The sequence below is a fragment of the Pediococcus ethanolidurans genome (genome assembly GCF_964062635.1).
GTDB classification, from domain to species: domain Bacteria; phylum Bacillota; class Bacilli; order Lactobacillales; family Lactobacillaceae; genus Pediococcus; species Pediococcus ethanolidurans.
This window is the reverse complement of record NZ_OZ061250.1, coordinates 1552278-1576538: the sequence shown is the minus strand read 5'-3', so window position 1 is coordinate 1576538 and position 24261 is coordinate 1552278. Positions and strand designations below refer to the sequence as shown.

Annotated in this window: 25 protein-coding genes and 1 other annotated feature; of the genes, 2 read left to right on the top strand and 23 right to left on the bottom strand. The window is 37.7% G+C overall.

Annotation, left to right across the window (positions count from 1 at the left end):
* Nucleotides 1-4 precede the first annotated feature (4 nt).
* Nucleotides 5-286: a UPF0223 family protein gene (locus AB3219_RS07835; RefSeq protein WP_057808014.1), complete on the bottom strand. Its 282-nt coding sequence runs from the start codon at nt 284-286 to the stop codon at nt 5-7.
* 134 nt (nt 287-420) lie between these two features.
* Between AB3219_RS07835 and def the strand changes: the two genes are divergently transcribed.
* Nucleotides 421-978 carry a peptide deformylase gene (gene def, locus AB3219_RS07830; protein ID WP_216754667.1) on the top strand — a complete coding sequence of 186 codons (558 nt, stop codon included), beginning with the start codon at nt 421-423 and terminating at the stop codon, nt 976-978.
* A gap of 44 nt (nt 979-1022) precedes the next feature.
* Here the strand turns inward: def and AB3219_RS07825 are convergent, their stop codons facing one another.
* Nucleotides 1023-1502, bottom strand: a complete 480-nt coding sequence (locus AB3219_RS07825) for a hypothetical protein (RefSeq protein WP_216754666.1) — start codon at nt 1500-1502, stop codon at nt 1023-1025.
* Nucleotides 1503-1686: 184 nt separating this feature from the next.
* On the opposite strand from AB3219_RS07825, the gene AB3219_RS07820 reads away from it, so the two are divergent.
* A complete protein-coding gene (locus tag AB3219_RS07820) occupies nt 1687-1899 on the top strand; it encodes a DNA-directed RNA polymerase subunit epsilon (RefSeq protein WP_057808010.1) in 213 nt (70 codons plus the stop codon).
* Between the two features lie 119 nt (nt 1900-2018).
* Here the strand turns inward: AB3219_RS07820 and AB3219_RS07815 are convergent, their stop codons facing one another.
* The 21 genes from AB3219_RS07815 to AB3219_RS07715 all read right to left on the bottom strand — a co-directional run bounded on the left by AB3219_RS07815 (nt 2019) and on the right by AB3219_RS07715 (nt 24222).
* Nucleotides 2019-3365 (bottom strand): peptidoglycan endopeptidase, encoded by a 1347-nt coding sequence (locus AB3219_RS07815; RefSeq protein WP_260365121.1) that lies wholly within the window; start codon nt 3363-3365, stop codon nt 2019-2021.
* 471 nt (nt 3366-3836) lie between these two features.
* Nucleotides 3837-5768, bottom strand: coding sequence for a fructose-specific PTS transporter subunit EIIC (locus AB3219_RS07810; protein WP_260365120.1), 1932 nt, complete (start codon nt 5766-5768; stop codon nt 3837-3839).
* Nucleotides 5769-5782: 14 nt separating this feature from the next.
* Nucleotides 5783-6694, bottom strand: a complete 912-nt coding sequence (gene pfkB, locus AB3219_RS07805) for a 1-phosphofructokinase (protein ID WP_367369389.1) — start codon at nt 6692-6694, stop codon at nt 5783-5785.
* Nucleotides 6691-7452, bottom strand: coding sequence for a DeoR/GlpR family DNA-binding transcription regulator (locus AB3219_RS07800; RefSeq protein ID WP_082623542.1), 762 nt, complete (start codon nt 7450-7452; stop codon nt 6691-6693). Before AB3219_RS07800 ends, pfkB begins: the two co-directional genes overlap by 4 nt.
* A 125-nt stretch (nt 7453-7577) precedes the next feature.
* Entirely contained in the window at nt 7578-8633 is a 1056-nt protein-coding gene (locus tag AB3219_RS07795; RefSeq protein WP_216753949.1) for an AI-2E family transporter, read from the bottom strand.
* A 151-nt stretch (nt 8634-8784) separates the two neighbouring features.
* Nucleotides 8785-9765, bottom strand: coding sequence for a ribose-phosphate diphosphokinase (locus tag AB3219_RS07790; RefSeq protein WP_263807434.1), 981 nt, complete (start codon nt 9763-9765; stop codon nt 8785-8787).
* A gap of 74 nt (nt 9766-9839) precedes the next feature.
* On the bottom strand, nt 9840-12335 hold the full coding sequence (locus AB3219_RS07785; protein WP_260365117.1) for an ATP-dependent RecD-like DNA helicase: 2496 nt from the start codon (nt 12333-12335) through the stop codon (nt 9840-9842).
* On the bottom strand, nt 12335-13036 hold the full coding sequence (locus AB3219_RS07780; protein ID WP_216753951.1) for a lipopolysaccharide assembly protein LapB: 702 nt from the start codon (nt 13034-13036) through the stop codon (nt 12335-12337). Before AB3219_RS07780 ends, AB3219_RS07785 begins: the two co-directional genes overlap by 1 nt.
* An 8-nt stretch (nt 13037-13044) precedes the next feature.
* Entirely contained in the window at nt 13045-13719 is a 675-nt protein-coding gene (locus tag AB3219_RS07775) for a histidine phosphatase family protein (RefSeq protein WP_216763108.1), read from the bottom strand.
* Nucleotides 13720-13847: 128 nt separating this feature from the next.
* Nucleotides 13848-14975, bottom strand: a complete 1128-nt coding sequence (gene mnmA / locus AB3219_RS07770) for a tRNA 2-thiouridine(34) synthase MnmA (RefSeq protein WP_057806880.1) — start codon at nt 14973-14975, stop codon at nt 13848-13850.
* Nucleotides 14976-15247: 272 nt separating this feature from the next.
* Nucleotides 15248-15589: a DUF1831 domain-containing protein gene (locus AB3219_RS07765; protein WP_057806881.1), complete on the bottom strand. Its 342-nt coding sequence runs from the start codon at nt 15587-15589 to the stop codon at nt 15248-15250.
* Nucleotides 15589-16752 carry a cysteine desulfurase family protein gene (locus AB3219_RS07760; RefSeq protein ID WP_263773375.1) on the bottom strand — a complete coding sequence of 388 codons (1164 nt, stop codon included), beginning with the start codon at nt 16750-16752 and terminating at the stop codon, nt 15589-15591. Before AB3219_RS07760 ends, AB3219_RS07765 begins: the two co-directional genes overlap by 1 nt.
* A 31-nt stretch (nt 16753-16783) precedes the next feature.
* Nucleotides 16784-17470 carry a 5'-methylthioadenosine/adenosylhomocysteine nucleosidase gene (locus AB3219_RS07755; RefSeq protein ID WP_216753954.1) on the bottom strand — a complete coding sequence of 229 codons (687 nt, stop codon included), beginning with the start codon at nt 17468-17470 and terminating at the stop codon, nt 16784-16786.
* 10 nt (nt 17471-17480) lie between these two features.
* Nucleotides 17481-17765: a hypothetical protein gene (locus AB3219_RS07750; protein ID WP_263773374.1), complete on the bottom strand. Its 285-nt coding sequence runs from the start codon at nt 17763-17765 to the stop codon at nt 17481-17483.
* A 10-nt stretch (nt 17766-17775) separates the two neighbouring features.
* Nucleotides 17776-18315 (bottom strand): NUDIX hydrolase, encoded by a 540-nt coding sequence (locus AB3219_RS07745; RefSeq protein WP_057806889.1) that lies wholly within the window; start codon nt 18313-18315, stop codon nt 17776-17778.
* Nucleotides 18316-18342: 27 nt separating this feature from the next.
* Entirely contained in the window at nt 18343-18597 is a 255-nt protein-coding gene (locus tag AB3219_RS07740; RefSeq protein ID WP_057806891.1) for a cold-shock protein, read from the bottom strand.
* A gap of 186 nt (nt 18598-18783) precedes the next feature.
* Nucleotides 18784-21579, bottom strand: a complete 2796-nt coding sequence (gene ileS / locus AB3219_RS07735; protein WP_216753956.1) for an isoleucine--tRNA ligase — start codon at nt 21577-21579, stop codon at nt 18784-18786.
* A 48-nt stretch (nt 21580-21627) separates the two neighbouring features.
* Nucleotides 21628-21842: a binding site (T-box leader), on the bottom strand.
* Nucleotides 21841-22683, bottom strand: a complete 843-nt coding sequence (locus tag AB3219_RS07730; RefSeq protein ID WP_216753957.1) for a DivIVA domain-containing protein — start codon at nt 22681-22683, stop codon at nt 21841-21843. Its footprint overlaps the feature before it by 2 nt.
* Before the next feature lie 13 nt (nt 22684-22696).
* Nucleotides 22697-23488: an RNA-binding protein gene (locus AB3219_RS07725; RefSeq protein WP_216753958.1), complete on the bottom strand. Its 792-nt coding sequence runs from the start codon at nt 23486-23488 to the stop codon at nt 22697-22699.
* A gap of 49 nt (nt 23489-23537) precedes the next feature.
* Nucleotides 23538-23798, bottom strand: coding sequence for a YggT family protein (locus tag AB3219_RS07720; RefSeq protein WP_258390196.1), 261 nt, complete (start codon nt 23796-23798; stop codon nt 23538-23540).
* A gap of 4 nt (nt 23799-23802) precedes the next feature.
* Nucleotides 23803-24222: a cell division protein SepF gene (locus tag AB3219_RS07715; RefSeq protein WP_216753959.1), complete on the bottom strand. Its 420-nt coding sequence runs from the start codon at nt 24220-24222 to the stop codon at nt 23803-23805.
* Between the last annotated feature and the right edge of the window lie 39 nt (nt 24223-24261).

Genomic DNA, 24261 nt, shown 5'->3' with positions numbered 1-24261 from the left:
TCACCTATTTACTCAACGGTCCAATTCTTTTACGATCTGAAGTTTGTGCAGCTTTCACAGCCACATACATGTCAAAGCCTGAAACTTGTAAAAATTTTTTTGTTAATTGTTTTTCTTCAGCCTTACTTTTCACAATTTGTTTAAAATCATGATATTGATTCAAAAACAACTGACGATCTATCCCGTTTAGATAAGCCGTTTCTACTGCAGTATAAAAGGCAACCACCGTTGTAATTTCCTCTATCTGCCACTCTGCTTCTAATGGATACGCGTAATTTTCGCTCATCACAGTATTCCTTCCATAATTTCAGTTATATACATTCTACCTCTTTCAAACTCGTTTTAAAAATGTTCTTACTCGGTTTTATTATTTCTAAGTATGGTAAAATAATTTTGAAGAAACATTTGGAGGTTTTGAAAGTGATTAAAATGAATGACATCACCCGTGATGGTGATCCTGTTTTAAGAAAACGAGCCGCAAAGGCCACTTTTCCCTTAACAGCAGAGCAAAAAAAATTGGCGGATAGAATGATGGAATATTTGGTTAAAAGCCAAGATCCAGAAATTGCTGAGAAATATAAGCTACGGGCAGGTGTTGGTTTAGCTGCCCCACAGGTTGGCGTTTCACTGCAAATGGCTGCTGTTTTAGTTCCTGGCGGTAAAGACAAACCCGTACTTTTTAAAGAAATACTTGTCAATCCAGTGATTGTAAGTGAATCAGTACAAGTTGCGGCTCTTGAAGAGGGTGAAGGCTGTCTCTCTGTTGATAAAGACATTCCTGGTTATGTTCCTCGCCATGATCGCATCACGATCAAATATCAAACCGTAGATGGTGAGAACAAAAAGATTCGCCTAAAGGACTATCCAGCAATTGTTTGCCAACATGAAATCGATCATTTAAAGGGTACTCTTTTTTATGATCATATTAATAAAAAAGAACCCCTAAAAATTGCAGATGATGCTGTAATTATCGGTTAGAAAAAAAGAGATTTGAAAAATTGTGAGTTTTTCAAGTCTCTTTTTTACTCTACTTTATGAAGATCTTCAATATATTCTCTGGTTGGTTCATTGATCACATTTGCCACATCCACATGTAATTCCTCGTGGTACAACCAGATATCTGTCACACAAAATACTGGATACTCGAACCTGCTTTGAATGTTGTTATCTTTAGCATACTTTTTTACTACTTCATTAATCCAGTGTCGAAGTGATTCTAATTCATTTTTTTGTAAATCTGTTTTGCCAAACGAAAATTCAAACGCCAAAACACCACGTCCCCAAATATCTGAAACTAATTTTGGCGTTGTATCGGTTTGTCCTGTCAAAATCACTTTCTGTTTTTTTAAGGCATCTGATACTTTTGCCATCGCCAGGGTTACATCATGACGACTAGCCGATTGGACCACTAATAAAGCTCGCTTTCGTTTTCGCCGTCGAATCGCGTAGCTTCCCACTAAAACAATTACGATAAGAATAATCAAAACATATAGGATGATCATAGTCTGGCTCCTTTATTTGTTACTTTCATTTTAGCATAAATTCAACGTACTCCGTGGTTTATAGCGTTTCGATTCTATACTTCAAGCAACTGGTATGCTAGAATAGTCTTGTTAGTCATTAGAGTCGCTTGCCTTTTCAGACAGGTCTATAAAATCTTAAATTTTCTTAAAAGGAGCACAAATTATGATTTTTAAAGTTTTATTCCAAACAGCTGCAGAATCCACCCCTAAACGGGAAACAACCGAATCAATTTATCTCGAAGCACCTACCAAAGAAGATGCTATCCAGTTAGTTGAAGACAACACCGATTACAATATTGAATTTGTAGAACCACTTGAGGGTAAATCCCTGGAGTACGAACAACAAAGCGTTAACTACAAGTTGACCAAGTTTTAAATCTAATTTACACAAAACGAAATCAGGAAATTAATTTGGCAAATGCTAAATTAACTTCCTGATTTTTTTGGTATAAAAAAGGATCCGACAATTAACTGTCAGATCCTCGTGCTTTTTAATTATTTAACTGTACCTGCAAAGCTTGGTGCAAAGTAACTACTGATAGTTTCAATATCAACATTTTGACCAGGTTGTGGAGCAGCTACATATTGGTTGTTACCAATGTAAATGGCATCATGATAAGTTGCACCCTTTGAGCCCCAGAATAAAATATCTCCAGGTTTGGCAGCTGAAACAGATTTAGTTGTGACATAGCCTTCTTGAGCTACAGTGTTATGTGGTAATGAAATTCCTTCAGAATGCTCATAAACATAAGCAACTAAACCAGAACAATCCATTCTACTCAAACTCTCGCCACCCCATACATATGGAATGTTAGCATTAGCCAATTTAACTGCAAGACTCACTACTGAACCTGAAGTTAATGTAGAACTGGTTGTGGTTGAAGTTGTCTTACTTGTTGAAGCGCTACTTGCAGTTGTCTTAGAACTTGATGAAGCTACAGAAGCAACTGATTTAGGAGCACTTGACGACTGTGCAACCGAACTAGCCTGGGTAGATTTTGTTGAATAAGCTGTCGTAACAGTTACTGCTGCACTTGATTTAGGTGTAGCACTAGATGCAGAACTTGAACTCTCAGAAGCCACACTAGAAACAGCTGATGAAGATGCTTGCCTGCTGCTTGTAGAGCTTGCACTTACTGTGCTACTTGCAGAAGTTGTTTCCGAGTTGCTTTCTGAAGAAGCTGCACTACTTACAGCAACACTTGAGCTCTCAGAAGACGTAGAACCTGCTACGGTACTATCTGAAGCAGTTGTTGCACTGCTTGAACTTGTTGAGGCAACTGCAGCTGTATTAGAACTCGTTGATGAACTTGCGGAACTTGGCGTTGTCGTTGACGCAGCTGAACTTTGAGCAGCTGAACTAGCACCCTTATACTGAACAGTAGCATCTGAACTGGTTTTGGCAGAACTACTATCTGAAGCAGGAGCTTTCAAAACTTGTCCAACCAAAATCAAATTGCCATTAAGGCCATTTGCTTCCTTAAGAGCAGCAACTGAAGTTCCTTTTTCTTGAGCAATTAACCAGAGGCTATCACCGGATTTAACGGTAACTTTTATGTATTTTTGTGAGTCTGACTTAGTTGCCTTGGTAGTACCAGGGATTTCAACTTTTTGACCAACAAAAATCAAATGTGATTTTTGATTAATTTTATTTAATGTTTCAATACTTTTAATTGAGACATTATATTTTTGTGAAATTCCCCAAACTGTATCGTTTTTACCAACATTTACAGAATCAGCATTAACACTTTGTGTAGCCCCAGCAACAAACAAACCTGCTGCACCAGCAACACCTGCAAGTACAACTTTTGCTGTTTTAGAATTACTGTGTGATTTAATCATATACCCCACTCCTTGAATTCAATTTCTAAAGCTATAAATAATCATTTTTAAACATTTGGTATGATCCTATTAAAATTACTAGGTGTATTGTAGCACGAATTTTTTGAAAAAAATAGCCTATTTATGCACATATTTTTTGAGTGTATTTTAGAAAACACTGTGAAAGCTTGCTACTTAAGTTGTTAAGGAATTCGCTTTCCTTAAAAAATCCTTAAACTTTTTTTTGCTTAATTACTAAAGCGAACGCCTGTTTTAGCTACTGTTACAAACGTGTTACAGGAATAGCCATTTGTGAAAACGTTGTGTAACATAAGGACTAAAAAGTCTGTTCACTAGTCACATTACAAATGTATAAATATTCATCCATACAATAATTAATACAGTAAAAAGCATACAAATGATTCCGTTTTCTCTTCCTACTTTCAAAAAAAGAACCAAGCTTTTTTGGCTTGGTTCTTTTTAAAAATAAATTTATTTTGTTGTCTGTACTTTCGTTGGTCGCCAAATTCCTAATATAACACCAGCTATAATTGCACCCACAACAACTGCTAAGAAATAAAACAATCCATTTGATGCTAGAGGTAGTACCCAGAGACCACCATGTGGGGCAGGAACACTTACCCGCCATAACTGAGTTAAGCCACCACCAATTGCAGAACCAATGACACTAGAAACAATTACATGCAGTGGATCAGCTGTTGCAAATGGAATTGCCCCTTCAGTAATGAACGAAATTCCCAAAACCCAATTAGAAATTCCTGCTTGTCGCTCTTGTTCAGTAAATTTCTTTGGCCAAACTGTGGTCGCAATCGCAGTCGCTAGTGGTGGAATCATCCCACCAACCATTACGGCAGCCATCAATTTACCATCACCAGTTGAGGTATAAGCAGCAATCGCAAATGTATAGGCAGCCTTGTTGAATGGGCCTCCCATATCAAGTGCCATCATACCGGCCAAAATGGTTCCTAGTAAAACAGCATTTCCAGTTCCCATACCGTTCAAGACATGTATTACCCATGCATTCACAGCAGCAAAAATTGGATTAATGATGAAGAACATTGAAACACCAACAATTAATAAACTCAAAATTGGATAGATTAGCATCGGTTTCAAGCCTTCCAAATTTCTTGGAACACCTTTAAACACTTTTTTCAGCCAGTTAATCACAATTCCGGCTAAGAATCCAGCTAGTAAACCACCAATAAACCCAGAGACACTAGTCGTTTTCATAATATTAGCAGCCGCCGTATTGGCCATGAAGCCACCAACAACACCAGGCATTAGAGCAGGCAAATCACCAATCGACTCCGCAATGTAACCTGCTAAAATTGGAACCAAAAAGGCGAATGCCCAATTACCTAAATGATTAAAGAACAAGAAATACATGCTTTGCGAACCCACATAACGCTCCAGAATAAACGAGAACGCCATAATAATTCCGCCACCCACAACGAATGGTAACATGTGGGAAACACCATTCATTAAATCTTTATAGATTTCGTTCCAAAGACCACCTTTTTGGCCGTCTTCGGAATCAGTCACCTGGTCGCCTTCAGCGGCGTGATAAACTGGTGCATCCCCAGCTTCAATTTGGTCCAATAGTTCATCAGATTTGTTAATGCCATCAATTACTGGTCTATTCAAAAGCTTTTTACCATTGAAACGAGCCATTTCTACTTTTTTATCCGCTGTAATGACTACCCCATCGGCACGGGCAATATCCTCAGCAGTTAGTCGATGTTTAACTCCTTCTGAACCATTAGTCTCAACTTTAATCTCAATATTCTTTTCCTTGGCAGACTTTTGTAAAGCTGCCTCTGCCATATAAGTATGGGCAATCCCATTAGGACAAGCGGAAACTGCCACGATGTATGGTCGTTTGCTATTTTTCTGTGCAGTCTCGTTAGTCGTATTTTCTTGAGCATCTGCTTTATCCTGAGCCTCTTTTACAGATTGTGCATCGGCAAATAATTGTTGAACCTCATCTGGTGTTTGTGCCTGTTTTAGTTTTGCGACTAAGTCTGGATTAATCAACAAACTTGATAGTGAGGCCAGTGCTTGCAGATGAGTATTATTAGCACCCTCTGGAGCGGCAATCATAAAGAATAACTGAACTGGCTGACCATCCAAAGCATCAAAGTCAACACCAGTTTCACTCTTAGCAAAAAGAACCGTTGCTCGTTTAACAGCCTTATCTTTGGCATGTGGCATTGCAATGCCGTCGCCAATTCCGGTCGTAGATTCTTGCTCACGTTTAACGATGTCTGCTTTGTACAGTTTTTCATCGTCAATCACACCCTGTTCAAAATACTTATGAACCATTTCATCGATAACTTCATCTTTTGATTTAGCTTTCAGATTCATAATCATGACATCTTTGAGTAAAAGTTCACGAATATCCATGTATCTTTCGCCTCCTAAAATTCTTCTATGTTAATTTGTGGTAATAGTTCATCAATTTTAGCTTTCGTAGCAATATCTGCTGAAAATGCAGTTGCACTACCACAAGCTAATCCGTAACGAAAGCTCTCTACCGGATCATGTGTGGCATCAAACGTGCCCGTAAATCCTGCCAACATTGAATCACCGGCCCCAACTGAATTTTGAACCGTTCCTTTAGGGGCTGCACTCCGATAACAATGATCTTTGGTCACTAACATACCACCATCCCCGGCCATCGAAATCATCACATTTTGAGCACCCATTTCGATTAACTTGAGACCATAGTGCTTAATCTCATCCAAATTAGCAAGTTTAACGCCAAATAAGTCTGCCAATTCATGATTATTGGGTTTAACAACCACCGGATGAGTTGGTAAAGTCCTTTTTAGCGCCTCACCCGTTGTATCAACGGCATATTCAGCATGTTGTGCCTTAACTTTTTGAATCAAATCGAAATAAAAAGTTTCGGGCAAACTGCTTGATACACTACCAGAAAAAATGACCACATCATTTTTATTTAAATTATCAAACTGCGCAATAAAGGTTTGTTTTTCCGTTGCCGTAATTTCAGGACCAGCAGCATTTAGCTCTGTTTCTTGATCTGCCTTTAACTTGACATTAATACGCGTATCGTCTGCAATTTTGGTAAAATTAGCATTTAAATGTAACTGCTGAAGTTGCGCGTTTACAAATTCGCCGGTAAAACCGCCCAAAAATCCCCAGGCTTGGTTAGCATAGCCAAGTTCTCGTAAAATCCGTGACACGTTAATCCCCTTACCACCTGGAAACTTGTAGCTTTTTTCTAAGCGATTGACTTCGCCCAAATTTAATTTAGGTAATTGAATCACATAGTCAATTGAAGGATTCAACGTTACTGTATAAATCATCTTTTTGCCTCCATTACTTTTTTTGCTTGTTCAAATTGTTGTAAAGTTTCATGATTGTGCTCATCAGTAAGTAAGACGCCTGCATTTAAAGCTGCAATTTTCGCAAACGAAACCTCATTTAATTTACTGGTATCTGCCAGAAAATAGCTTAGCTCGCTCTGCTTTAGAACGGCCCGTTTTACCGCCGCTTCATTGGGATCTGGAGTTGTAAAGCCAAATTTGCGGTGAACACCATTAACACCAATAAACGCACGATTAAAACGGAAATTATTAATGGTTTCAACGACATCGGCCCCAATAATCGCCTTGGTCGTATTTTTTAGCTCACCACCAACTAAATACGTTTTAATATTAATGTCCGCAAGTTTTGAAGCCAATTGAACACCGTTAGTCACCACTAAAATCGAATCCAAACCCGTCATAAACGGAATCATGGCTTCAGTTGAGGTACCGGCATCCAAATAGATAATTTCATCAGCCTTAATTTGTTGTACTGCTAACTGCGCAATTTTTTGTTTGCCTTGAACGTTTTTGGAAGATTTTTCCAAAACACCTGGCTCGCTTTGCAAGGTCGTTATTTGTTTTGCACCGCCATGCACACGAACCAACTTGCCATGATCTTCTAATTCTTGCAAATCACGCCGTACCGTTGAAATTGAGCAGTTCAAAGTCTCAACTAAATCCTGTAATTTAACAATGCCATTTTCATTAAGTTGTCGAATAATTTTTTGTTGCCTTTCTTCTGTAAGCACTTTCATTTCACCTGCATATAGTAATATAGCACCATTTTCGTTCAAAGTCAATCAAAAAAGGTCATTTTTCGGTCAAATTATTAATTTATTTAGATAATTAGCGATTTAATTGACTGTTTTATGATTTAACTTTAATTATCAATTTCAGAATGGATACTCTGTTTTATGTTTTTTGGTCGTTGTTTACGAATATTCACACCCAAGACATCAATAAAGAAGGCCACAATTGGAATTCCAACAATCAATCCCCATGTACCTAATAGTTCGTCACTAACGATTAAAGTAATAAAAGTGACAAAAATTGGTAAAGCTGTTGCGTTGGCCATCAAACGCGGATGCAAAAAATACGATTCGAAAACATGAACAAGGACAACTAAAATCAAAACTTCCAATACGGTTATCAAACCATTTACTGAAAAACCAATCACCGCTAATGGAATCAAGGAAATTAGCACCCCAGCAACCGGAATTAAGCCCAATACAAAAACAATTAAAGCCAACACAAGTAAACTTGGCATCCCAATAATCCACAAGCCGATGGTCATTAAAATTGTGTTGATAGAGCAAATAATTAATTGCGTTTCAATCACTGTGCCAAGAATCGAAATAAACTTAGATGCTAACGTATATATGTTGATAAACAACCGATTATAGCGGCTGTGCAAAAATGCGTGACCAAAATTTCGTAAATGTGTATAGGTTAAATTAAAAATAAAGCTCAAAAAGACCGCCATTAAGACGTGCTCTACGCCTCGTCCCACATGACCTAATTTAACTAAACCGGTAACTGCTAAATCAGAACTATGTTTTAAAATTGAAGAATTGTGAATCGCTTTTTGTGCCCATGTGTATGCTTGTTTATCAAACACTGGATGTTTGTCGATTGTTGTTTCAATTAATTTTGGTAAACCACTAAACTGATCGACTAATAAAGGTGCGGCCACCACTACAATCATCACAAACAGACCAATTGTTAAGACATACAAAATGACCGTTGCAAAAGGCTGATTTAAAGGTAAAATTTTTCGCAAATTTCTGGTTCCAACATGACCCAAAAAAGAAAAAATAACCACAAATAAGATTAAAGATAAAAAAGGTTTTAGTAAAAACAAAACTAAAATAATCACTATCAGCGTTGTATAAAGTTCAACGTCATCACGTTTCATAAAATTAATAATATGATCCAAAAAGCATCCCTCCAGCAAGTGTTTAATATTAACATAGCATTAAATTAACTATAATAAAACCGTTCTAATAACAAACAAGCATTCCTTAATACATTCATCAGTTTTGATGAACACCATTAAGAAATGCTTGTTAAACAGGTTATTAAATTTATTAATCTTTAATTGAGCTTCTAAAAAGGGGTTCCAATGGTTCATTATTATGAATCATCTTAATTGCATTCCCTACCAGTGGTCCAACTGACATTTGAACCAGTTTATCGAACTGTTTTTCTTCATCAATTCGAATCGTATCGGTGACAACTACCTTCTCTAATTGAGAGTTTTGAAGAATTTCTGGTGCATTCTTGGAGAAAATAGCATGGGTGGCACACCCATATACCTGAGTGGCACCCGCATTTTTTAGTGCTGTTGCTGAAATGGTAATTCGGGTTCCAGTGTCGATCATGTCATCCACAACAATACAAGTCTTTCCCTTTACCTCACCAATGATTTCTGTTGGAATCTCATCAAGTGATTCACTAGATTCCACGTTACGATTATCAATAATCGCAATTGGAGTTCCCAACAATTCTGCCATTGTTCGTGCTCGTGAAACACCCGCATGGTCTGGTGAAACCACCACTAAATTATCTGTAATCTTATGATCGGTAAAATAACTTGCTAATAACGGTGCAGCTACCAAATGATCAACTGGAACATCAAAGAATCCTTGAATTTGAGCAGCATGTAAATCAATTGTAACCACACGCGTAATTTTATCCATTTCTAACAAATCCGCAATTAGTTTGGCGGTGATCGGCTCACGTGAACGAGCCTTCCTATCCTGACGAGAATAACCATAGTAAGGAATTACCACGTTAATTTGACTGGCACTAGCACGGCGAAGCGCATCAACCATAATCATCAGCTCCAGTAACATATCGTTTACCGGATCAGAAATTGATTGAATGACATAGACTTCATCACCACGAATACTCTCATCAATATTAACCTGAATTTCACCATCACTAAAATGTTTGACGGTTGCTTTACCTAGTTTAACCCCAGCTTCACGAGCAATTTTCTCAGCCAATGGTTGGTTTGAATTCAGCGCAAAAAGTTTCATACGTTGCTTAGCACTATTTAATGTCATGACATCCTCCATTAAAAACTCTCAAATTTATCTCGATACTATTATCGCAGTCCCATCAAAAAAGCGCAATACCCTTAAACCTTCATAAAACTTTGCGGGGTAATATCGGCCATGCCAATCATCGGATCAATCTCTTGGTTTTGAACCTTACTGATTGTCAAAACATTATCTAAAACTGGTGGTTTCGTCTGCTTTTTCGCTGTATTTTTAGGTGTAACAGCCGTTTCTTCGCCTTTTGATTCAGTTTTTACGTCCGGTTGCTTCTTACCATCAAAAACCGTCAACAATCTTTGCTTTAAAGTTGTTTGGCGATTAACTGCCAGATTTTCAACACATTTCTCAAAAGCCGTTTTATCTCCTAACAAAATTAATAAGGATTCCGCCCGGGAGACTGCTGTGTACAACAAGTTTCTCTGTAACATTCGCGAATATTGTTGCACCATAGGTAAAATAACCATCTTAAATTCACTACCCTGCGATTTATGAATCGACGTACAGTATGCAAGGGTAATCTGGATCCAATCTTTACGTCCATAGGTCACTTCAGTTTCATCGAAATCAATGACTAATTTATCTTGTTTATCCGTATTATCTTTATCTTTTGCTAAAATAATTCCCTTAACGATACCCAAATCACCATTAAAGACGTTATTTTCCGGTACATTAACCAACTGTAAAACTTTATCCCCGATTCGAAAATGTTGTCCACGAAATTCAACTTCCTTGGTTCGTTCACTTTTTTTAGGGTTTAAAATTTTTTGAAGTGATTCATTAAGGCGGTCAATCCCAGCTATTCCACGATACATCGGTGCTAAAACTTGAATATCTTGCGAAGTAAATCCCTTTTGTTCAGCTTTCTTAACGACCTGTGAAATGACACTATCCACCTGATTAGTGGAACAAGCAATAAAAGAACGATCTTTTTGATTTTGAGAAAAATTGGCTGGTAAACGTCCTTCTTTGATAGCATGAGCAAGAGGTACAATGCTAGACTCATTATCCTGACGATAAATTTTAGTTAATTCAATTTTAGGAATAACTTCACTTTTTAATAAATCATTGAAAACCTGACCGGCACCAACGGATGGTAACTGATCCTTATCACCCACCAAAATAATTTTCATACTATTAGGAATGGCCCGCATTAACGTCTTAAACAAAAATGTATCTACCATCGACATTTCATCAACAATCAACAGACTTCCTTCCAAATCCTTAGTTTCTTGGTCTGGATTTGTTTCTCGTCCTGTCAATCCCAACATTCGATGAATTGTACTAGCCGGTAACCCCGTAACCTCACTCATTCGTTTGGCAGCCCGTCCTGTTGGAGCGGCAAGTAAAACAGGAAATGGTGAATCACGATATTCGTTTACATCTAAAGAGAAATCGTTTAACGTTGCAAAAGTTTTAACAATTCCATTTATGATGGTTGTTTTGCCGGTGCCAGGACCACCGGTTAGAAGAAATAGTTTTGATTGCATAGCTTTCAATAAAGCTTGTCTTTGTGAACTGTCATACGTAATTCGAAATTGTTTTTGTGCCAAATCTATGGCCCCATTAATTTCACCGGCTTCAAAGGTATGGGCCTCTTTTGCGTCATGCAGGCGTTTAACATGTTCGGCAATTTGCCACTCTGCTTCAAACAGTTTTCGTAGATAGATGCGCTCCTCTTCCCCAACGACCTTGCCATCTTTACCTAAAACAACTAATTCATCGGCCACCTTTTGAGGATCAATTGCTTGATTACGGCTATTTTCCAATAATCCCAATGTTGCTTTTAAAAGTGAGCGTGCATCCGTATATGTATCGCCATTAGAAGCACTAAGATCACTTAAGGAGGTCAATAAGGCCCCCGCAATTCTTGTTGGTGCATCAAACGCAATACCAAGTGTCTCAGCAATTTGATCAGCCTTTTTGAACCCAATACCATCAATATCTTCAATTAATTGGTACGGGTTTTTGTGGAGCACATCCAGTGTCTCTTCACGATAATGATTATAGATACTAGCTGCCAATTGGCTTCCAAATCCGTAACCATTCAATCCAATAATAATTTGCTCCATCCCATTATTTGCTTTTAACACGGAAATCAAATTAGCCTGTAGGTCTTTTTTTAAATTCAGTGGTTTTAAAACATCGGCATCTTGAATAATTTTATCGATTGCATCAGTACCCAACAAAGCCACAATTTTTTCGGCCGTTTTCTTACCGACACCTTTGAATTCCTCACCGGACAAATATGCCACAAGTCCTTCTTTAGTTGTTGGCGTCGCATTTTCATAATTAGTTGCCTGAAATTGTGTCCCGTATTTAGGATGGGTCACCGTTGTCCCAACAAAACGATAGGCTTGCTCTTCTTTGACATCGCCAAAACTTCCCGTTACGACAATCTCATCTTCGTGCCACTCCAAATTAGTTTCACTAATTTTAACCAGTAATACTTTATAAAAACTATCGGGACTGGCAAAAAAGATTGCAGAAACCTTTCCAACCACGAACTGCGGCGATGTTTTAGTTGAATCGCTATTTTGCGAGTCTTCATCAAATAAATTGAGCGATTCGTTTCGCATTAATTATTCTCCTTCTCCTTTTTTGAATCCTGATTACGAGTTTGAATAAACTTTTCAATGTCCTCAAGTCGTTGTTGGCTCTTCTTGAAATAGACTGGATCCAAATCTTTCGCTCTTTTAAAGTAATCAGTTTCTTCTTCACCCTGGACCAACGCAATCAGCCCTCGTTCAAATTGATATTTACCATTTTTTTCATCTGCTTGAAGAGCCTGATCATAGTATGCTGCGGCATGCTTAAAATCACCTAAAGCTAAAAATATTTCACCAATTAATCCGTTAATCGTCGGATCCTGTTGATGTTTCGTCTGCGCTGTCAATGCAAATGCTAAGGCAGTTTTGTAGTCATCTTCGGCAACATAAGTTTGTGCAATCATCAAATAAGCATCACTTTTTAGGGATGAATCTTGAACGCATTGAAACTGTTTCAGTGCTTTTTTAAATTCACCAGCCTCATAATATGCATTTCCTAACCCATAATGAAGCGTATTTTGTGCCTGTTTATCTTTTTTAAACTGGCCTAAAGCCTTCATGTATAATTCTTCGGCCTGTTCAAAACTATTTGCTTGCGTTAAAAATACCCCTAGATTGTAATAACGATGAAAATCATCTGGTTCTTCATCGATCGCCTTTACCAACTTTGAGGCAGCTTCCTGTGCCTTTTGTTTGGTTTCTTCTCGTTTTAAATTATCTTTTTCAGTCATATTTCCCCTCAAATCATATCTGTTGGGTCTGCTTTACGTGCAATGTAACTTGTATCGTTCCATTTGATTAATGAAAAAGTATTACCAGCATCCAAAGTTTCTAAAACTGTTGTGCTCGTATTTGATAATCCGCCCCGTTTGCGTAAATCTTGCAAACTGGTACCAAGTAAAGTATTTACTAGTGCATTTAAGGCAGCTCCGTGACTTACAATCAAGATATTATCCGTTGATTGGCGATAAATATCTGTGATTCGATGAATCGTTGGTTTCATCCGCTGCAACAGCTGGGGAAACGATTCGCCCTGAATACTTCGAGGGTCATAGTGATCAGGATGATTACGAAAGTCGTCAAATTCACGGGGATATTTTTTTGCAACATCCGTAAACTTCATTCCTTCCATTTTTCCCAAATTAAATTCTCTTAGTCGACTTGCAATTGTTAAGGGTGTGGGATGTCCTTGTAGTTCGTCTAAATCATGTTGTAATGTACTGCCCGTGACCCGTGCACGACGAACAGGACTCACGTAAATGTGCCGAAAGGCTGTGAGACTTAAATGCTGTGCAAGTTCATCAATTTCCTTATAACTCTCCTTAAGAAGTGGAGAATCACCTCGTGCGCCTTGATAACGACCTTCTTGGTTCCATTCAGTTTTTCCGTGACGAATAAAATATAATTTAGTCAAATTAATCTTCCTTCTCATCTTTAGCTAAAACTATTATGCCAGTCTAGCACGCAAAATTCAAAAGTAAACAAAAAGGACTATTCACATTTTTAAAAATCAAAACGTAAATAGTCAGTTATTATTTATTTTTAGATATACTGAAGGACACGATCGTTACTGTAAGCAGCATCAATAATACCGCCACCTAAGCACTCCTCACCATCATATAAAACAACGGCTTGGCCAGGTGTGATTGCACGTGCAGGATCATCAAAGTCAACTGTCATCTTCGTACGATCCTCATTAAAGTGAACTGTCACGTCCACATCCATGGCACGGTAACGAAACTTAGCTGTGCAACGGAATGAGTCACCACGATCCGCAATGTCGTTTACAAAATGTAAATCGGATGCAACTAATTGATCTGCATACAAATGCTCATTATGATAGCCTTGACCCACGTACAAAATATTTTTCTTTAAATCCTTACCAATTACAAACCAAGGATCATTATTTTGACTGCCGCCACCGATACCAAGACCACGACGCTGCCCAATTGTGTAGTACATTAGGCCAGCGTGCTCACCCTTAACTTCGCCGTCAACTGTCATCATCTTACCCGCCTTGGCAGGTAAATAATTACCTAAGAATTCTTTAAAGTTTTTCTCACCAATAAAGCAAATTCCAACTGAGTCTTTTTTATTAGCAACTGCTAAGCCAGCTTTTTCAGCAATTTTACGGACCTTAGCTTTAACCATTCCACCCAATGGAAACATCACGTGATCTAATTGATCGTGGGTAAGCTGATTCAAGAAATAAGTCTGGTCCTTATTCATATCCTCTGCCCGTAACAAGTGTTGATGGCCATCTGCATCACGCTCCAATTTGGCGTAATGTCCAGTTGCCACATAATCAGCACCTAAACTAATGGCGTAATCCAAGAATGCCTTGAATTTAATTTCATTATTACAAATCACATCTGGATTTGGAGTTCGGCCCTTTTTATATTCATCCAAGAAATACGTGAATACACGATCCCAATATTCCTTTTCAAAATTGACCGAATAGTAAGGAATTCCAATTTTTGCCGCTACTTTTGCGACATCCTTGTAATCCTCTGTTGCAGTACAAAAACCATTTTCATCGGTGTCATCCCAATTTTTCATGAATACACCGACAACATCGTAGCCCTGTTGCTTGAGCAAATAAGCTACTACTGATGAATCAACACCACCACTCATGCCGACAACGACACGAGTTTTGCTATTGTCTGTCATCAAAATCACCATCATTTCTATCAGATTCTGGAGAATCTACGATTGAAGGTCGCAACATCCAGTAACTGCCATTATAGCAAAGTAAGTAAAATGAGAAAAGTATTTAAAACTAAGTGAGCGAAGTAAACCGTTTAAGCTAAAATTACTAAGGATTCTGGCTTAGTTTACAGAGCTGTTCTAATAAATGAACACATAAAAAAGTCGCCCTATATTTTCCATAGAATGCGACTTTCATTCAGTTTATTGTAATGGCTGAAGGTTAACATAAATTTTTAGGCTTTAACGAATACTTGGCGATCAACCATATCGTCTAAAATATAATGATATTGTTCAACTAAAGGTTGATCATTTTCTTTATTAAAAATGTTAACCCGTTTTAATCCGTTAGCTGTCGTCACAGACATCTTAAACCCACTTAAATCTTTGGCAAAAATAATACGTAATTTGTTTCCTTGCTTGTATGGTGACGTTGGATCTAAAGATCGCTCGAATACAAAGTTACCACCATTTGAAACAATAAAACCTAAGTCTCTCAAAGTGTATTTTTTCACTTCTGAACTCATTTTATACGTATCTGAATCACCATCAATTTTTACTTCTGTTGTGAATGCCATTATTTTACAGCCTCCTTAGTCTTTAACCGCTGAATAATTTGAATTAAATTAGTAACTAAATAATCAACATCTTCACTAGTATTATATTTTCCAAAACTAATTCGAATAGATTCACCAATTCGGGGTGAGTCCTTACCATACATTGCAATTAGAACATGTGAAGGTTCCAGACTTCCTGCGGTACAAGCAGATCCTCCGGAAACTGCAATCCCATTAAGATCAAGATTTGTCTGCATCACATAAGTCGAAACACCCTTGATCCAAAGATTGAAAACATGCTGCAAATTATTAGGATCTAACGTGCCATTCACTTCAAAATCAATATCAGCCTTCTTTAAACCATCAATAATTTGCTGTTTAAATCCTTGATACTTAGTCTGCATCTGTGATTTTACATCTGGGGTTAACAAAGAAACAGCCTTTGCAAAGCCAGCTATTCCAGGTACATTTTCTGTTCCTGCGCGTCGTTTGTCTTCTTGTTCGCCACCCTTTAAGAAGCTAGGGAAATTTACGCCATCTCGTTTGTACAAAAATCCTAAGAACTTTGGTCCATTTAATTTATGCGCCGAAGTAGACATCAAGTCAATATGATCGCGTTTCACGTCAATATCCAACAAACCATAGGCCTGAACTGCATCCGTATGAAACCAGGCCTGATGATCTTTTAAGATCTCTCCAATTTCATGAATTGGCATGTGACTACCAACTTCATTATTTCCAGTCATGATTGATACCAAAATTGTGTCATCCCGTAAAGCCGTTTTTAAATCAGTCAAACTGATTAATCCTTGTTTATCAACTGGTAAATAAGTGACATCGTACCCAATAGACTCCAAGTAAGCTAAAGGTTTCAGTACTGCTGGATGTTCAATTGCAGTTGTAATAATGTGTTTACCCAGTGGCCGACGCGCAATTGCTGTTTGCATGATCGCTGTATTATCACTTTCTGTTCCACCGCTGGTAAAAATGATTTCATCTTCATTTGCGTTAATACTATCTGCAATAATTTGACGACTCTGATCTAATACCATGCGTGCCTTACGTCCAAAACCATGGGTACTAGAGGCATTACCAAAGTCTTGGCTCATTTCTGTCGTAATCTTTTCAACCACTTCTGGAGCCATGGGAGTAGTTGCTGCATTATCAAAATAAACTTGCTTCATTTTAATTCTCCTACGTTATATTCAAAATTCTTTAGTTTTCAAACAAGGCTAATAGCATCTTTGCCGACCGTTTTCCAGCATCAATGATGAAATCATCAAAGGATACACCGGCATTTTCATCACCAACATCGGACATTGCTCGAATAACGACAAAAGGTACTTTAAATTGATGGGCGACCTGGCCAATTGCACAACCCTCCATCTCACAACAAAGCGCATCAGGAAAGTTTTTTATAATTGTTTTAATTTTATCTGAACTGCTAATAAATTGATCACCAGTTACGATCAAGCCTTTTTTGATAGTCAAGCCAGTTTGCTTTCCAGCTTCAGAAATTTCAGTAATTAATTTTGAATCTGCATCAAATCGTGCCGGTTGTCCTGGTAGCTGACCAAGTTTATAACCAAAAGCCGTAGCATCCACATCATGATAGAGTGTTTGTGTTGAAACTACGACGTCACCAACGGATAAACCTTCACCAATGCCGCCAGCAGAGCCCGAATGAATCAATGCATCAACTTTGAAGTTTGTGACCAATAAGGCCGCTGTGATTCCAGCCTCAACTTTACCAATTCCGGAACGCACTAAAACGACATCGGTTTTTTGAATTTTTCCCTCATAAAATGTAATGCCATTAATTTCGGTTTCATTGCTCACACTCAATGCACTATATAAACTTTTGATCTCTTCTTCCATTGCACAAATTACGCCATACTTCATTTTAAAATCCTCATTTCACAAAAAATAATATTAAATAAACGACAATAATTGCCACAATCAAACCAAAAATAATCCAGTTTAGTTTTTTACCTAAATTGCGACTCTTTCGTTCTGCCGTGCTCCGAACTGTGGGTTCCTCTTGCTCGTCTGGTTCCACTTCAGCATGCGTACGTGCGTAATCACGTTCTACTTGGACGCGTTTACGATCTCGCTTCTCAAACTGCTCATTTTCGGCCTGCTTTTGCCGTTGATAATCTTCACGAGTCAGACCATCCTGTTGTTCATCATTCTTCACAGTTTTTCACCTACTTATTTAGAGTTTGCCAGTAGAATATTGCTAGAACAGTTTTGGCATCTTCAATTGAGCCATCCGCAACACCAGCCAACGCTTCCGATAAAGAAAGCTCCATTAACTGAATGTTTTCATCATCATCTTGCGGTAATTTTGTCGTAACTGGTTTAAGACCAGTTGCCATATAAAGCGTCATATATTCGTTTGCAAAGCCGGGAGTAGAATAAAACCCGGCAATTCGTTGGAGCTTAGTCGCTTGATACCGTGTTTCTTCATTAAGCTCCCTAACTGCAGTGGTTTCATCGGATTCACCATCTTCAACCTTGCCAGCAGGAATTTCAATGGTCGTTTTCTTAATGGGTGCTCGCCACTGTTTTTCAAAAATAGCTTTATGATCGTCTGTAATCGCTAAAACTGCAATTGCATCTTGATGTAAAACTACATCTCGATTAGCTAAATCTCCATTTGGTAATTTCACAGTTTGTTGATAGACATCAATGATTGCACCATTATAGCGCGGTTCATTTTTTACCACTTTTTCTTCAAATTTCATGAATGATTCCTCTAACTTATTTTAAATTTACTTTTCTTCTTTGTTTTCGGGTTGTTCAGTCTCTTCAGTTGTGGGCTCATTACTTACCAGACTCACTTTAACAGCTTGAAGTCCTTTGGCTCCTTGAACGACCAGCAGATTTACCTCGTCGCCTTCATGTAAGATTCTAAACCCTTCGCCCTCAATAGCGGAATAATGGACAAAAACTTCTGTGCCATCATCCAAAATAATAAATCCAAATCCTTTATCTTTATCGAAACTTTTGACTATTCCGTGTTCCATGAAACTCACTCCCCACTGGTCATTATCTCATTTTAACCTGCTCCTTTAAACATCATACTGATAATTCAGAAAAAAGTAAATTAATTACAGTCTGCATTGGTCACATCTTAATGGATAATAAAAAACAATCTCATCAGTTTTGTTGAATATCACAACAAATACTAGTAAGACTGTTTTTTCTCCCAACTAGGCTTCTAACCCAGTTTCAACTGTTTCCGGATAATTATCGCGAACAATTTTTGCGCACCGATCACATAATTCAGGATAGGCTGCATCTGAACCAATATCCGTTTTAGTCATTCGACAACGTGCACAAACTGATCCTTGCGCTGGCACAACTTTTACAGCCATACCATTAAATTGATCTGCATCTTCTGGTGCTTGATCTAAATCTTCAACTTCTAATTTCGAAATAATCAATAATAATCGTACATTTGTGTTTAAGTCATCCAGAAGTTTTTTAGTATCTTTGTCAACGTATAAATTGACTTGAGCTTCCATTGACTTACCGATCATTTTGGCATCTCGTGCTTCTTCCAAAGTTTTCAAAACATTGGAACGAACTGTTTTGAATTTTTCCCAGTTTGCAAAAATTGTTTCCTGATCATCAAACTGTTGTGCAACTGGCATTTCTGCTAATTGAACAAATTCTTCTGGTTCTTTCAAATATTCCCAAATTTCTTCGGTTGTATGTGGCAAAATTGGTGTCAATAATTTAGTTAAACCAACCAGAATTTCATAGAAAACAGTTTGCATTGAACGACGTGTCTGGCTCTTTTCAGGATCAATGTAAACAACATCTTTAGCAAAATCCAGATAAAAGGCTGATAAATCTGTAATCACAAAGTTCATCACTCGTTTGTAAATATTTAGGAAATCATATTTCTCATAATCATTCCGTAAAGTCTGAACTAACTTATTATATTTAATCAACATATATTTATCCGCTGATTCAAGATCCTGATAAGCCACTCGATCAGTCTTTGGTTCATAATCTGTGGTATTAGCTAACAAGTAACGTAATGTATTCCGTAGTTTTTTATAACTATCAGAGATCTTCACGAAGTTCTCCATTGATACCCGAACATCTGAAGATGAGTCAACTGAAGCTACCCATAAACGAACAATTTCAGCACCCATTTTTTTAATCACTTCACTTGGCACAATTGTGTTACCAAGTGACTTACTCATCTTATGACCTTGACCATCAAGTGTGAATCCTTGCGAAACAACCTGTTTATATGGTGCCTTGCCCGAGACCGCTACACTCGTAATCAAACTAGAATTAAACCATCCACGATATTGATCAGATCCTTCAAGATAGAGGTCTGCTGGATAAGTAAGATAATCACGTTCTGCCAAAACGCCTTGATGAGAAGAACCAGAATCAAACCAAACATCCATAATATCTGTTTCTTTAGTAAATTTACCATTTGGTGAATGTTCACTTGTAAAGCCTTCTGGCAATAAATCTTTAGCTTCACGATCAAACCAAATATCTGAACCATACTTTTCAAATAAGTCTGCAACATGACTGATAGTTTCTTTAGTCATGATTGCCTCACCATCTTCACCATAAAAGATTGGTAAAGGCACACCCCAAACTCGTTGACGTGAAATTACCCAGTCGCCACGATCACGAATCATATTATAAAGCCGTTTTTGTCCCCAGTCTGGTGAAAATTTAACGTCATCAATTGCGTTTAAGATTTGATCACGAATTTTATCAACTGAAGCAAACCACTGCGGTGTTGCACGGAAAATAACGGGTTTCTTTGTTCGCCAGTCAAATGGATAGCTATGTTTGTATGGCATATAATCTAATAATAAATTGGCTGCTTTTAATTTATCTAAAGCGATTTTATTGGCATCTTCGTAGAAAACACCGGCAAAATCATCACCAGCTTCATCTGTCATGTAACCTTGGTCATTAACGGGAACCAGAATGTCCAAGCCATATTGCATGCCGACACGGAAGTCATCTTCACCAAATCCAGGAGCTGTATGAACTAGCCCAGTTCCGGCATCTAAGGTTACAAAATCACCAAGCATCACCACTAACTTACGGTCGGGATAAAACGGATGTTGGGTCAAAACACGGTCTAAATCAGCACCTTTGACATTTTTCAAAACTTTTACATTTTCCCAACCAAACTTTTCTGCAACATTATCAACTAATTCTGCTGCAATAACAAATTTCCGTGTTTCTCCTTCAGGTTGAACAACAGCATACTCAAAACTAGCATCAATTGTCACACCTTCAGAAGCAGGAATAGTCCACGGTGTCGTTGTCCAAACCACAAGATAAGTATCTGTATCTAACACACCCTTACCATCGACAACCTGTTCTGCAAAGAAAGCAGAAGGAGATGTCACATCATGGTATTCAACTTCTGCTTCAGCCATTGCTGATTCAGATGACCAAGACCAAAATACAGGTTTTTTACCTTTATAAATTAAGCCTTGTTCTGCCATCTTGCCAAAAGTACGAATTTCTTGAGCTTCAAACTCTGGTTTCAAAGTTAAATAGGGATTATCCCACTCACCGGCAACTCCTAATCGCTTAAAGTCTGCCTTTTGCATAGCGACTTGTTTTAAAGCATAGTCCCGACAAAGCTTACGAAAAGCGGTCGTGGACATTTTTTTTCGATCATAACCTTCTTTGGTTAATTGCTGTTCAATTGGTAGTCCATGTGTATCCCATCCAGGAACATATGGTGATCGATACCCAGACATGGACTTGTAACGAACAATAATGTCTTTAGAAACTTTATTCATTGCATGTCCCATATGAATATTACCATTAGCATATGGAGGGCCATCATGTAAAACAAAGGTTGGTTTCCCTTCGTTTAACTTTTGTCGTTGTTCGTAAAGCTTATTTTCCTCCCAAATCTGTTCACGTTTAACTTCATTAACAGGTAAATTACCGCGCATCTTAAATTTTGTTTTACCTAAATTAAGTGTATCTTTTACACGCATTAACTTTCACTCCTTAAATTATTTTTTGATATAAAAAAAGACCTCGTCACAAGGGACGAAGTCTTCGTGGTACCACCCAAATTTGAAAACATTTATGTGTGTTTTCCTTAATTCAATAACGGCTTTTAAACCGATCAAATCTACGTTTAGTCAATTTGATGTCTCAGAGATGATATTTTAAGTGGATTCTGATTAGCCTTTCATCAATTCGCTAACTCGCTGCCAGTTTGCCACCTACAATGTGTTCTCTTCAAAGAAAATCTATTTATTTTTAGCGTTAACATGAAGTCCCGAATTTTCGTGAGTCTCAGAACTTAGTTTGTCATCTGGAAACACAACCACCGTCTCAGACACAGCTTTATCACTCTCAGCTTCAGTTTCAGCAACATCCTGTGCTTCAGTCTGTGTCTTCGTTGCTTCTTTAACCTCTTTCGCTGAGGTGCCGCTTTGCTGTACCTGATTATTTTCTTCGCTAGTTGTTTCAACCGCTGGAGTTATATCTCCAGGATCTTCTTCATCAACTGAGTTTACTCTTGATTCTTTGATCTTGTCAAGGGTTCCAGTACGTAACATAGCTTCTTTTAAATCACTTACTTGGACGTTCTGATCTTCTTTCAGAATACTGTCCCACTCACTACCATTAATCATTTGCAGTTGTGAATCGACCAAAACTTGAACACGTTGGCGATATAATCGGGCGTTTTTTCTTAATTCATTCGTAGCTAAAATAAGTTTTTTAGCCTTTTCAGCCTGCTCATCAATAACTGCCTCAGCACTTACTCGTGCCTTTTGAACCATACCATCAGCTTGTTTCTGAGCTTCTTCAGCTGTCAATTCGGCTTCTCGTTTAGAACTACTTTTAACTTTATCAGCCGCATCTTGAGCAACTAAAATTGACTTATTCAGTGATTCTTTCATATCGTCAAAATACTCAAGTTTTGTTTCTGCGTTCTCAACTTCTTTTTGCAAAGCTGAGATTTTGTCTAATGCCTGTCGATATTCAATTGCAACTTGTTGTAAAAATTCATCAACTTCATTGGGATTATATCCGCGCATCTTATTCGAAAATTGTTTGTTCTGAATATCTACCGGATCTAAAGACATACTGATTCCTCCATTATTTTTTCTTTTTGCTACTAATAACTGAAATTAAAATTCTGATTTTGTTCTTTTTTGTCATGCCTTCAACACTATCTAGTCGGATTCGGCCATAACCACGAACCGACAACAAGTCATTAGCAACCAGTTCAAAATCTGGTCGCTGATGCAACTTCCAGTTTAAAGTTACCTTTCGTTCTTCTAATAGCTCTTTGGCATGATTTCGTGATAAATGGAACCCTTCAGCAATCACAGCATCAGCTCTTAAAGAAGCCACTGTCGTACTTCCAGATTCCCAATCATTCTCTGGTTCAATTACTTCATCTAGATTCTTAGGGGCCAAGCGAACTTTTATATTACCAATTTTACTAACCTGTGATAAAAAGAATTCCCCCATCTCTGTTTTAACAAAAAACTGCCACTCGTCACCATTTGAAATAATATCTCCAAAAGTATCTCGTTCAACGCCCATATTGGCAAGCGTTCCCAGTACATTACGATGATGAATTTTGGCAAATTTCACTGGATAGCCAATACTTACCAAAGTAATATTAAAATCCGCTTGTTCCGGTGTAAAATAATCCGGAAAAATAATTACACGTTGCATTTCGGCATTAAGATATCCGCCAAAACTCTGCGACTTAATATTATCTAACCGATTTACAAGTGTTTTTAAAATAAAACTTTCTCGTGGATTGAGGAAATTGGTTAAAACAAAACGATTCTGATCGCGAACTTCTTGAATCCAACCGGTTGCTTCTTCCACAAACGGTGCTTCCTCAGGACGAAAATGTTGCATAATATTGTCCATCTTTAGTTATTCCCCTTAAAAATATTAACTAACATATCTGTAAATTAATTTAATAGAAAAAGCTACTAAGAACTGCAACTCCGTACTGCGCCATTTCAAGTACCAAAATCGCCACGATCGGTGAAAAATCCAATCCAAAAATCGGTGGAATAAATCGAAATACCTGTAAATAAGGCACACAGATTTTGGCTAACCATTGGCCAAGTTTAGTTTGATATGCTCCTGGAAACCAAGACATCAAAACAAACACGAAAATCAATAACATATATAACTGAATAAGTTTACTTATAATTGTAAATAAATAGACCAAATGTTTACTCCTTATTTAGATTGTCGTTACTCAAATCTCCATTTTGGATATTTGAATACAAGCTACCATTGATTTCAAAGCTCTTTGGTGTACACAGAAAAATCTGTGTTCCCACTTCTTCAATTGAACCATCAATTGCAAACAAAGTTCCCGATAAGAAATCAACAATTCGTTTAGTTTGTTCGTTATCAATGCGCTCAAAATTTAAAATAACCGCTTGTCCCGCAATCAACTGTTTTGCCGCTTCTTTTGCATCACTAAAAATTCGTGGTTCAAATAGTGCAATCTGACTTTTAGAGCCCGAAACATTATCCATTGTCGTCACCTTATTATCAGTATCCGTTACAGGATCGTTCTCAGAGTTTAATGTTTCTTGATCTTCATCCAATCCGAATAACTTATTAAATCGATCATTTAATGCCATACAGATCGCCTCCTAATAATGACGCTGTATCAAAGAACT